This window comes from Anabaena sp. 4-3 (assembly GCF_001597745.1).
Taxonomy (GTDB): Bacteria; Cyanobacteriota; Cyanobacteriia; order Cyanobacteriales; family Nostocaceae; genus Trichormus.
The window spans coordinates 1-12,191 of the sequence record NZ_LUHJ01000011.1 but is presented as its reverse complement, the minus strand read 5'-3'; the positions used below and the strand labels follow the sequence as shown (position 1 = coordinate 12,191).

The window sequence follows — 12,191 nt, the reverse complement described above, 5'->3', positions numbered from 1 at the left end:
CAGATGATTCCTCTTGCACGTAGTTATGGATTTGACATCTTTGTTTCCAGGTGCAAGATATAAGTTAAGGATGCTTTTGCCGATTTTTAACTTGACTTTGCCAAAATATACAAAAACCTGTACCACTTTTTGCCAATATAATATAGTATTTCCCAAAAAAAATTCGCTTGGCAAAAATCGGCATGAGTGAAAAAACAATCGAAGGTAACGGGAAAGGCTTTCTCGTTCTCCTTTTGCCAATATCGTTTGTGATTATTTTCCTGGTGACTGCCTGGAAATTTTTGCTGTCGCTGCTTGTGTTGCTGATTGGTTTAAATGTTTGGCAACAATATCAATGGCAACAGTGGTGTCAGCGAGTTAACCCAACTTTTAGTCAGTTGCTGCGAGAAAATCAGGGCAAGATTACACCGGTAGATTTGGCGATGCGGGGGAATTTTCCCGGCGCAAAAGCAAAACGCTATCTAGATAGTAAAGCCTCGGAATTTGGTGCCAGCATACTACCGACTGAAGAAGGCGGTGAAGTTTATTACTTCATTACTGGTAATGTTCTGGGTAATATTCTTGACAGTAGCGAGCCTGTCAAACCTGTAGCGATGCCACCCTTGACGCAGGAGGCGCGATCGCTATTAGCACCACCACCGCCAACTCCAGAACCAATTGCCGCCGAACCAGAAGAGGAATTACCAGCACCAGCAGTTAATCAAGCAGCCAAACCAGATTTAGCAAAACAGTTAGTGTTTGGCTCTCTGATTCAATCAGAACTAGCTAAACGGCTGAATGTTTACTCCAGCACTGTATATAAACGGCGCAATGATCCCGACTTTCCTGAATGGAGTCGCAGCCGCGATCCTGATGGTATTGCTTGGACTTTTGAGGAAAAAACTAAGGAGTTCTTCCCCCTGGAGGAAAACGAAGCTTAATAGGATGAGGAGTAGGGAATATAGCTTTCTACTCCCCAATTTCCCTATTTTTCAATGTGCTTTTGACTTTTAAACTCTAAACCTACAGCTTCCGAGATAGAACTGAGGTGATTTTGTTCTAATTTAGACAGCAAACCCTCAAGAATGCGGCGTACCATCATTGGGCCTTCGTAAATCCAACCTGTATAAACTTGAATCAGGCTAGCACCAGCAGTAATTTTTGCCCAAGCATCATCCGGGGAAAATATACCGCCTACGCCAATGATGGGAATTTGCCCTTGGGTTTGCTGCCAAATAAATCTGATCACTTCCGTGGAGCGATCGCGCACAGGCGCGCCACTAATTCCCCCGGCTTCTTGCTCAGGTGAATTGCCAGTTTTGTCAATTATCTGAGTTTTGAGTCCCTGACGGCTAATAGTGGTGTTCGTGGCGATAATTCCTGCTAACTGGTAGGTTTTAGCCAAACTAATAATATCGGCGATCGCTTCCCATTCTAAATCCGGTGCTATCTTCACAAATAATGGTTTTTGTGCATGATTTTCAGTTTGGAGTACATCCAAGATAGAACTGAGCATAGTAGCATCTTGGAGCGATCGCAAGCCTGGAGTATTAGGTGACGACACATTCACCACAAAGTAGTCGCCCAAATCTTTGAGCAAGCGAAAACTTTGGAGATAATCTTCGGCGGCGGCTTCTAGGGGTGTCACCTTCGACTTACCCAAATTGATACCTATGGGGATAGAAGTTAACTCTTGTTTTTCCTGAGATAACCTTTGAGCCATCACCGCCGCACCACGATTATTAAACCCCATGCGGTTGAGGACAGCCTGATCTAACGGTAAGCGAAATAAACGAGGACGGGGATTACCTGGTTGTGCTACAAATGTCACAGTTCCCAATTCCGCAAAACCAAAACCCATGCTTGACCAAATACCAGAGGCTACACCATCTTTATCAAACCCAGCTGCTAAACCTACAGGATTGGGAAATTGTAACCCAAATAAGTTTTGTTCTAGCCGGTGATTATTGAGACACAGCGACTTGTGTAACAGGTTCGGCAGCCAGTGATTACCAGTGTGATTTTGATGTGATAGCCAACTTAAAAGACCAATAGCTTGGTGATGCGACCACTCTGGATCTGCCTTAACTAAATTGAATAAAACCGGACGAACCGCAACTTGATAAATATCCATTGCTAATTTTACCTTTAAAAGCAAGAAGGCTCACGTCTCACCCGTTCGCGGTAGCGTTCCGTAGGAAAGGGGAGCGTGAGATGAATTGCGCGAGTCCAAGGTCGATGTAGGTAGTTCACCCAGAAATCTCAAGAAGGACTGGTAAAAGTATTATTCGGGGTAACTTTCTGGGCATCTTAATATATATTACAAGTTATGTTGACTAATAATCAGATGGGGCAGCCACAACCACCTACAGCCGCCGAACAACATATTCTTAACCTGGGGCGGGTTTTGCAAAGTCTCAGGGAAGAAGAAGATGTTGAAGTTCTGATTGAAAAGACTATTTCTTATCTTCAGCAGCAGTTTCATAACAGTCTGATTTGGATTGCCTTTTATGATCGCCGTAAACACACCTTGTTAGGCAAGGGCGGTGTCACCCTAGGTAATGAAGACAGCTTTTTCAGAAAACGGTTGGTGCTGAATTCGGGCGACTTATTAGAGCAAGCAGTGATTGAACAGTGTCCGGTGGAAGTGGCGGATATCCGCCAAGAACCCAGAATGGGAGAATGGCAAGAATTTGGTAAACAACAGAATATTCAGGGAACAAATGTTTTTCCGATCCGCTACAAAGACCGTTGTTTAGGGTTAGTATTAATTGCTTCCACAAATTGGGGTTATCTACTGCCAGAGGATGCCAAAGCTAGGTTGTTGATAGTGTTGGGGGAATTGGGAGCAGTCCTGTATCAACATGAAATCCTGTTGCAGCAACAGCAAAGCAAACGTCCTGATGAGCCGTTATTGAAATTATTAGACAATGTACGCAACCAGAATAATTTAGAGGAAAGACTCAAAGCAGTAGTAGAAGCCACCCATGAATTTGTGGCACCCAGTCGTACCAATATTTACTGGTTTGAAAGGCAAGGACGCTATTTTTGGTGTCGCATGAGCAGTCAGCTAGTCACAATCGCGCGAGACTCTCAGCGTGAACACCCAGCCGCAGGGATGACAGTACAAGAGTTGAGTGACTTTTATTATGCTTTGTCAGTCAATCAAATTGTTTGGATTGGTGACGCGCGCAGTTCCTTAACTAGCCATTTTACTGCTAAGTTACTGCAACGTTGGCGGGTGCGATCGCTCTTAGCGGCTCCCATCTTTTGGCAAAAAGATTTATTAGGGTTTCTGGCAGTGGAAGGTAACGAACCACGCATCTGGACAGAAGCCGATAAAAATTTTGTTCAAGGTGCGGCGGGATTAATCTCCCTGGTAGCTCCTACAGAAAAAATGGAAACTACCATTCAACAAATTCAAGAAGACTCCCAACTCACCAGCCAAGTTGCTCAAACTATCTACAGTAACCAAGACTTGAAAGAGTCATTACGGCTGTGTGCCGCCAAGGTATTACCGCGATTAGCAGCTAGCCGCTTTTTAGTTTTACAGTACGATTCAGACCGGAATAACTATCAAGTTGTTTATCAAACCCAACCCCATAATCGCCGACCTTTGGCCTTTGGTTTAAGTATTTTGACAGAAACCGACAGGCAAATGTTGAAATCGGCAAAAACCACAGTAGAAGTTGAGAACTTAGACGAAGACTTAAGGTTTTTTAACTGGCGGCCAACCTTGTTAGACAATGGGGTGCGATCGCTGTTAGTGTGCAACTGCGCTCAAGGTCATCAACCAGAGGCCATTTTACTAATTACCCACTCCCATCATCGCACTTGGACAACTCTAGAAAAAGAATTGCTATGGATTGTCAGCCAACAAATTGGCGTAATTTTACGGCAATGGCGATTAGTGGTGAATAGTGAACAGCAGCAACAGATTTTGCATGGTATCCAACAATGCCTGTGTATTTTGGAAGAAGCCCAAAGCGAAACATATCAAACAGAAAAACATGATCTAGAAACTACAGCCCTCACACAAATTGCATCTATTCTCGGTTGTCCGTTAGCATTCATGTTGTCTTGGGCATCTGGGCAGTCTCATGCAGAAATCATTCCCGGTGTAATTACTGACAGTCGTTTGAGAATAGACATCAATACAAAAATAGCTGTAGAGCATGAAGCCTTGATTCAGTGGGCATTAGCCACAGATGGTTACTTAAATTTGACGGTAAATGATTTACCACCAGAAACCAAAAAATGGTTAAATTGTACGTTAATCGGTAAGGTGATAGTCATAGCTTTACGTACTGCTGCCATCCATCAACCTACATCTGTGATTGTGTTAGCAGACTATGCAGAAAGCTACTGGCCACAAAAAACCTTGAATGCCTTAGAAATTTTAATTGAGCAATTAGCTTGGTTGCGTCGTCAACAGCAAATCGGCACGTTTTTAGAGTCTACAACTGAACAATTACAACAACTCAATTGGTACAAACATCGTCGTCTAGAAGAAATTCACAGAACCACCAGACAATTACTCAATCAAGTTCAAGATTTGGGAATACCTACAAATGAACTAACTCAGACACGCTACCAATTATTGTGGCGACAGTTAGATCAAACTGCTACGGCAATGACGGGGCTACTCAAACAGGAACAATGGCAACTACACAAAAATAGTGAAACGATGGCTATAGCCAGTTTACTCAAGCGATCGCTCGAACGCATAGAGCCTTTACTCGAACACAAAAAACTCTGGTTAGGAATTCACGGTTTAGGACAATCAACGGAAGAACGGGAATCACACAATAGTGTTGCCTTATTCCCAGCCCTGAATCCCTCCGCCTATCTCTCGTCGATGACGATTGTAGGCGACATTGTGAAATTTGAATTAGTCCTGTACGAATTATTGCTTGCTGCCTGTCAGCGTTCTCCTGATGGCAGCAGAATTGATATTTGGTGTCGTCGCTTAGATGAGCAGTTCTTAGAGTTGTCAATCACAGATAACGGCACGATTGAATCCCAGGTATTCACCAAGTTACAGCAAAAAACACGCAAAGATGTTTTAGCTGTTGATCCATGTGAGCAACTACCACATCTACATTTACTCATCTGCCAACAGATAATTCAACAACTCGCCGGCGAATTAGATTTCTACCAGTTACCAGATCATCGAGTAGTTAGTCGCTTACTGTTGCCCCTAGCTGTTTGATGAGACAATTTGGCATTTTGAATTGATTTGTCGCCAATCCCCAGTCTTCAATCCCTGTGTTAGTATCTTTTTGAGTCAATTATCCCAAATTCAGTTGATGGGGGGATGCGTGCAAGTTTTCTGTTCAAAAGTATCTTCCTTGAGTAAGAATCTGGTTATAATTGTCTGCCATCTCTCTTAGAAATCTAATTCAACTTTGCACAGTTAATGATATGGGACGCTATCGTTCTAAATCTGACTTACCTACAAAAATCTGTCCGGTATGTCAACGTCCCTTCACTTGGCGGAAGAAATGGCAAGATTGCTGGGATGAGGTGAAATATTGCTCAGAACGTTGCCGTCGTCGGCGTTCTGATGCAACAACATAGGGGAACTGGGAATTGAAGCAAGGGAGCAGGGGCGCAGGGTGCAGGGCGCAGGGAGGAGAAGACTTTGCCTTTTTCTCTCTGCACCCTGCCCTAATTCCTCTTGCTCCCAGTCCTCATTCCCAATTCCTACAACAACCGCAACTTAAACTTAAACATCACAGGGGCATAGATGGATTCACAGGTACAACCAAAATTAATTATTCATGGGGGAGCTGGTAGTTCTCTCCACGGTAAAGGCGGATTAGAGGCAGTACGCCAATCGCTGTATGCTGTGGTAGAAGAAGTTTATGCTCTGTTATTGTCTGGAGTGAACGCTACAACAGCCGTAGCACGGGGTTGTCAACTGTTGGAAGATAATCCCCGTTTTAATGCTGGTACTGGTTCAGTGCTGCAATCTGATGGCCAAATCCGGATGAGTGCTTCTTTGATGGATGGAGGATCACAGCGTTTTAGTGGTGTGATTAATATCTCACGGGTTAAAAATCCGATTGATTTGGCAGAATTTTTACAAACTTCACCCGACCGGGTACTCTCAGATTATGGTGCGGCAGAATTAGCCAGGGAATTACAAGTACCTAGTTACAATGCTCTCACTGAGTTGCGGTTGCAAGAATGGATACAGGAACGTCAAGATAATTTTAAAAGAACGATGGCTGGGGTAGTAGCCGAACCAGAATTATTAGAACCTAGTAATGCCGGGCGCGGTACGATTGGTGTAGTCGCTTTAGATGCCTACGGTAAGCTGGCGGCTGGAACTTCTACAGGTGGTAAAGGTTTTGAACGCATTGGTCGGGTAAGTGATTCTGCTATGCCGGCAGGTAATTATGCTACGGGTTATGCGGCGGTTAGTTGTACGGGGATTGGAGAAGATATTATTGATGAATGTTTAGCCGCCAAGATTGTGGTGCGGGTTACTGATGGCATGTCTCTCAAAGATGCTATGAAAAAGTCTTTTGCTGAGGCGTATGAAAATCAACGGGATTTTGGAGCGATCGCCTTAGATGCTCATGGTGCGATCGCCTGGGGTAAAACCAGCCAAGTCATCCTCGCCGCCTTCCATGATGGCGTACAAATTGGCGACACTTTAGAACTGCCAGAAGGGACTGAGGTAGGCTGTACATTAGAGGGTTAATTGGGGATTGGGGATTGGGGATTGGGGATTGGAAGGGATTGGGGATTGGGGATTGGGGACTGGGAAAGAATTTCTCCCCCATCTCCCCCATCTCCCCCATCTACCTCATCTCCCTCATCTCCCCTACTGCTGACTCTTATTCCGCCAACCGGGTTTAACTACTTGACGAGAACGAGCCACCACTAAACAATCATCAGGTACATCTTCTGTGATCGTAGAACCAGCAGCCACGTAGACATCATTACCCAAGGTGAGGGGAGCTACTAACACGCTATTAGAACCTGTTTTTGAGCGATCGCCGATGATGGTGCGGTGTTTTTTCACGCCGTCATAGTTGGCGGTGATGGTTCCTGCCCCAATATTGACTTGATTTCCGGCGGTTGTATCACCCAAATAAGACAAATGAGCAACGTTGGTGCGATCGCCTATCTGCGTGTTTTTCAATTCGACAAAGTTACCGATGCGGCAATTGTTACCAACTTGAGCATGACCCCGTAAATGAGCATAAGGGCCGATTTTGGCTCCTGCTTGGATGACGCTATCTGTAACTACGGAGTAATGTACGGTAACATTTTCACCGACTTGGCTATTTTCAATCAAACTACCAGGGCCGATACGACTGCCAGTTTGAATCACAGTGTTGCCCCGGAGATGAGTTTGCGGTTCAATAATCACATCTGGCTGTAATTCTACAGTATCATCAATAGTAATGCTGTTGGGGTCTACTAGAGTGACACCAGCTAGCAACCATTTTTCCTTGACTCGCCTCTGTAAAATTTCGGTTGCGGTGGCTAGTTGCAAGCGGTCATTTATACCCAAAATTTCCTGTTCATCTGCCACATCTACCGCCATTACTTGACCTACCTGGGTGACAGCATCGGTGAGATAATATTCTTTCTGGGCGTTGTTAGCCTGTAAATGGGGTAGAACCTCGGCTAAATTCTGCCAACGAAAGCAATAAATCCCGGCATTCACTCGTTGATTTTGTCTTTGGGCTGGAGTACAGTCTTTTTCCTCGACAATTTGCTGTACAAAGTTTTCATCGTTGCAAAAAACCCGCCCGTAGCCTTTGGGGTTAGGTAAATAGGCTGTGAGGATAGTGGCGGCGTTTTGATGTGCTTGGTGAGTTTGTAATAACTTTTCTAAGGTTGCGGTGCGTAATAGCGGCACATCCCCATTCAGTACCAGTAAATCCCCATTGTAACCCTCTAGGTGGGGCAGTAATTGTTGGATGGCGTGACCTGTTCCCAGTTGTAGAGTTTGTTCAACAAACTCCAACTCAGGCGCATCGATAGCGGCTTTAACTTCTTCACCCTGATACCCGACAATCACCATTCGCCGTGACGGTGATAGTGGTTCGACACTTGCTAGCACCCTTTCCACTAGCGATCGCCCACCCAAAGAATGTAAAACCTTGGGTAAGCTGGATTTCATTCTGGTGCCACGTCCTGCTGCTAGTATTGCTACAACTACCATAATTAGCTACTGCACTTGCTACTTTAAGATGTAGGCTCAAATAATACCAGCTAATCATCATAGTCCAACAACAGACTGCCGATAACCTAAGCTGACTGACGCTGTAAGGTGAGAATAAACTGGGCAAACTGCTTGACAAGCTGAGGATTACGCCAACCAGACTCAGTTTCCTTGAGAATTACACATAATGCTTCTTCGGAACTAAAAGCTCGTTTGTAAGGGCGATCGCTAGTCAGGGCATCGTAGATATCAATTATCTGAAATACTTGTGCTAGATAAGGTATTTCATCTCCCTTGAGTTGATCTGGGTAGCCAGAACCATCCCAACGTTCATGATGATGGCGAACAATCGGAATCACTCCCCGCATACTACGTAGTGGTTTACAGATTTTTTCCCCAATCAATACGTGTTGTTTCATTACCGCCCAATCTTCAGGGGTGAGTTTGCCTGGTTTGAGCAATACTGCATCGGGAATTCCCACTTTACCAATATCGTGAAGATAACTACCCCATCTTAAATCTCGCATTTGGTAACGTGAAAGATGCAGATACTCACCAAAAGCTTGTCCTAGTTTGACTAGCCGTTCACAATGATCACCCGTATTCGGATCACGACTTTCAATCGCCCTAGCTATAGAAAATAAAACTTGTTCTGCATGATCTAAGTCTTCATTTAACCGCTTCTGTCGGATTAAAGATTTAACACGCGCTACTAATTCTACACGATCAAACGGTTTAATCAGAAAATCATCGGCTCCGACTTCAATCGCCCGGATGCGCGATCGCCTATCATTTAAAGCTGTAATAAAAATTATCGGTATGAGTCTGGTATGTTCATCTTGTTTCAGTATTTGACAGACTTCAAACCCGTCCATTCCCGGCATCATCACATCCAGTAAAATTAAATCGGGTTGTTGTTGCTTCACCAGTTCCACAGCTAAAAAACCACTATTCGCCTCAATCACTGTGTAGCCTTCCATCGCTAACAGTGCCACAGCAGTCATTCTACTAGCAGTATGATCATCCACTACTAATACTTGCGCTGATTCAGCATCAAAGCTATGGTTTTGATTTGTTGGGCTTTGTATAGTTCTGGAAATGAAACTGTCATAACCAGGATTCAGCCAAGAATTTACTTTTTGGCTTTCTGCAATGATCAAATCTTCTGGAGATAAACCCAAGGAATAATCTGGTTCATCATGACATTCTCCGGCATGATTAGCAGCTACACTATTAACCTTACTTGGGGGATGAGACCCACTTAACTGCTGTTCAGTAGAGCCTGTATAGTCACTACTAATTTTAATCACAGAAGTACCCCAATATTGAATAATAATTTAACAGCCTTCGATGGACAAACCATCTGATTATTTAATTGTCAATCTGACCATTTTCTTGCACCATCTTAGATTGCTAGCTTGAGTAATCCCCACAAATATTTATGTGTTTTGAGAACAGCGAGAATCTACCTAGAGGAATTGCCTTATGTAATTTACCTGTTTTTCATGCCAGGATGATCAATATTCACAAATGTTAAATCATGATTTTCACTGGGATTGTTGAGCATAGTTTCCCCAGCAACAACAATACTGGACTAAGCTAGATCAAAGTGGGGTGATTTGAGTCTAAGTTATGATTTTAGGCGATAAAATTTCTGATTTTGGTATAATAATTTTCGTGTATCATCGTTGGTTGCGAATCATCAATAATGATTGCATCTTAAGATACAAAGCTTTGAACAATCAGTTTATTTACACAAAATTAATAATTCCAGTACCGTGAACTGGCGGAAAATTCGGGACTTCCAAAGCCAAAAATCTCCAAAATGTAGGGTGCGTCAGTATGAATATTTTCTTAGTATAGCTAGGGTTTCTCGTACTGACGCACCCTACTAACTGTTCCCTGTTCCCTGTTCCCTGTTCCCTGTTCCCTCTTAATCAGTTACCCAGAAGAAAATACTCAAAGCAATACTGATAATCAATATAACTACTTACGTATAATTACTGTGTGACCACCGTTTTCGCCAACGGGAAGTAGGCTCAAGCTTGCTAGCTTGTTGTTCTTGTTGTCGTCGCTGCAAGATGACATCAGCAGAATCGTTTAATTGCGGATCACGATAGGGAATAGCGGCACGAGTCAGCAAATGTTCTTGTTCGGCTAGAGAGAGGGAAGGCAGGGCTGGGTGCGCTTCTGACTCTGGATGTTTCGGATAGGCTGCCACAGTTCCAGGTGTGCGCCTCCCCACTGGTGGAGTTGAACCTATTTGTAAGCCAGCAGTTAACAGGGCTGTACGTACCGCCGCCGCACAAGAATAAGTTGCTAGTAAGCCATCTCGGTGTAAACACAGAGCAACTTTTTGCAAAAATTCCACAGTCCATAGTTGAGGACACTGAGGCGGCGAAAATGGATCTAAAAAAATTGCATCAGCCTGGAAACCTAATTGATGTAATCTCTTAATTGAGTCTCTAGCATCACCAATTAATAGTTTGGCGTTGAGTCTTGGTGTCTGGACTTGTTGCTCAAAAGCCAATGTTTTTAAAATAGGCGTATGTTCATAATTCCAGTTATCTAATACATCATGCTCTATTGCTGCTTGCGGCACAGATGGATTCAGTTCTACACCGATTAATTCTACATAACAATTGGGATTTACTGCCCAAATTGTCTGCAAAGCGGCGGCTGTGTTGTATCCTAGACCATAACAAATATCTAACAGGTGTAAAATCGGTTTTTGAGCAGCGTCTCTGAGTTGGGTAGGACTGACAAATTTGAGAAAACTTTCCTGTTTGGCTCCGAAATGACTATGAAAAGCTTCTCCAAACTCTTGGGAGAAGAATGTAAACGAACCATCGCCTGTGATTTGTGGTGCAAAAGTGGTAAATTCTGGTGTTGTCATGTTGCTAAAAATCAGAAATCATCAAGAAAAATCAAATTTAATTTTTTGCAGTTGCTAGTTGTATATTATTGTGAACTTATATGGATAATCATCAATTTGTTGTTTCCCCAGCCTGGCTTTTGCAACACCTTCAAAACCCAGATGTGGTCATTGTAGATTGTCGCTTTTCTTTAGCCGATCCACAACTAGGGCGAAAGCAGTATGAAGCCAGTCATATCACTGGGGCTTACTATTTAGATTTGAATTTGGATCTTTCTAGCCCTGTGGGTAAACATGGTGGGAGACATCCTTTACCCAACCCGGAGGAATTAGGGCAGAAATTAGCAGCTATTGGAGTAGAGTTTCAAAAAACTCTGGTTGTCGCCTATGATGACTCACGCTTGGCGTTTGCGTCTCGTCTGTGGTGGTTGTTGCGCTATTTCGGACATCAACAAGTCGCCGTTTTGGATGGTGGTTTTAGCCAATGGCAAACAGCAGGTTATCCGATTACAGATATCATTCCTCAAGCTCAAACAGCTAATTTTACTCCCCAAATTCAAACGGAATTGGTGGTGGATATTGAAGCTGTCAAAAATCTTAAGGATTTACCGACGGTAGTTTTGGTAGATTCGAGAGAAGGCGATCGCTATCGTGGTGAACGAGAGTCAATTGATAAAGTTGCAGGTCACATTCCTGGGGCTGTAAATTACCCTTGGAGCGAAGTTACAGATGCTAACGGTAATCTAATCACACTCACACAACACTGTCAACGCTGGGAAAATCTCCAACAAGCCGAGGAAATCTTAGTTTATTGTGGTTCTGGTGTGACAGCCTGTGTCAATCTCCTTTCTCTAGAGTTAGCAGGGATTCATACAGGTAAACTTTATGCTGGTAGTTGGAGTGATTGGATTAGTTATTAGTCATTAGTCATTAGTCATTAGTCATTAGTCATTAGTTATTAGTCATTAGCTAAATCAAAAAGAAGCCCCACATCTGACCCGATAGGGCAGTGTGGGATGAATTTTTGGGTGATGACGAATTGACCCACAACCAATTCAATCCGCAGGATTGAATTGGTTGTGGGTCGATGAGGAATCACCAATTCTAACTTTGAGCGAGTCAATAAAATCTTCAATTACATGAGTCATC

General features: G+C 43.5%; 9 protein-coding genes. 5 read left to right on the top strand and 4 right to left on the bottom strand.

Annotated features, from left to right (window positions below; genetic code table 11):
• The first annotated feature begins 182 nt into the window (after positions 1-182).
• A complete protein-coding gene (locus A3775_RS01675) occupies positions 183-920 on the top strand; it encodes a hypothetical protein (RefSeq protein ID WP_066423595.1) in 738 nt (245 codons plus the stop codon).
• A gap of 44 nt (positions 921-964) precedes the next feature.
• On the opposite strand, the gene A3775_RS01670 is transcribed toward A3775_RS01675, so the two are convergent.
• Positions 965-2,113 (bottom strand): quinone-dependent dihydroorotate dehydrogenase, encoded by a 1,149-nt coding sequence (locus tag A3775_RS01670; RefSeq protein WP_066423593.1) that lies wholly within the window; start codon positions 2,111-2,113, stop codon positions 965-967.
• A 195-nt stretch (positions 2,114-2,308) separates the two neighbouring features.
• On the opposite strand from A3775_RS01670, the gene A3775_RS01665 reads away from it, so the two are divergent.
• The 3 genes from A3775_RS01665 (at position 2,309) to A3775_RS01660 (ending at position 6,691) form a co-directional block, all read left to right on the top strand.
• Complete coding sequence (locus tag A3775_RS01665) at positions 2,309-5,191, top strand: GAF domain-containing protein (protein ID WP_231866917.1); 2,883 nt, start codon at positions 2,309-2,311, stop codon at positions 5,189-5,191.
• A gap of 212 nt (positions 5,192-5,403) precedes the next feature.
• Positions 5,404-5,559: a DUF2256 domain-containing protein gene (locus tag A3775_RS23340; protein ID WP_082803655.1), complete on the top strand. Its 156-nt coding sequence runs from the start codon at positions 5,404-5,406 to the stop codon at positions 5,557-5,559.
• Positions 5,560-5,728: 169 nt separating this feature from the next.
• On the top strand, positions 5,729-6,691 hold the full coding sequence (locus tag A3775_RS01660) for an isoaspartyl peptidase/L-asparaginase (protein WP_066380387.1): 963 nt from the start codon (positions 5,729-5,731) through the stop codon (positions 6,689-6,691).
• Positions 6,692-6,814: 123 nt separating this feature from the next.
• Here the strand turns inward: A3775_RS01660 and glmU are convergent, their stop codons facing one another.
• The 3 genes from glmU to A3775_RS01645 form a co-directional block, all read right to left on the bottom strand.
• Positions 6,815-8,167, bottom strand: coding sequence for a bifunctional UDP-N-acetylglucosamine diphosphorylase/glucosamine-1-phosphate N-acetyltransferase GlmU (glmU, locus tag A3775_RS01655; protein ID WP_066423591.1), 1,353 nt, complete (start codon positions 8,165-8,167; stop codon positions 6,815-6,817).
• 86 nt (positions 8,168-8,253) lie between these two features.
• Positions 8,254-9,477 (bottom strand): two-component system response regulator, encoded by a 1,224-nt coding sequence (locus A3775_RS01650; RefSeq protein WP_066380392.1) that lies wholly within the window; start codon positions 9,475-9,477, stop codon positions 8,254-8,256.
• 680 nt (positions 9,478-10,157) lie between these two features.
• Complete coding sequence (locus tag A3775_RS01645) at positions 10,158-11,063, bottom strand: tRNA (5-methylaminomethyl-2-thiouridine)(34)-methyltransferase MnmD (protein WP_066380393.1); 906 nt, start codon at positions 11,061-11,063, stop codon at positions 10,158-10,160.
• Positions 11,064-11,143: 80 nt separating this feature from the next.
• Between A3775_RS01645 and A3775_RS01640 the strand changes: the two genes are divergently transcribed.
• Positions 11,144-11,962: a sulfurtransferase gene (locus tag A3775_RS01640; protein WP_066380394.1), complete on the top strand. Its 819-nt coding sequence runs from the start codon at positions 11,144-11,146 to the stop codon at positions 11,960-11,962.
• The last annotated feature ends 229 nt before the right edge of the window (positions 11,963-12,191 follow it).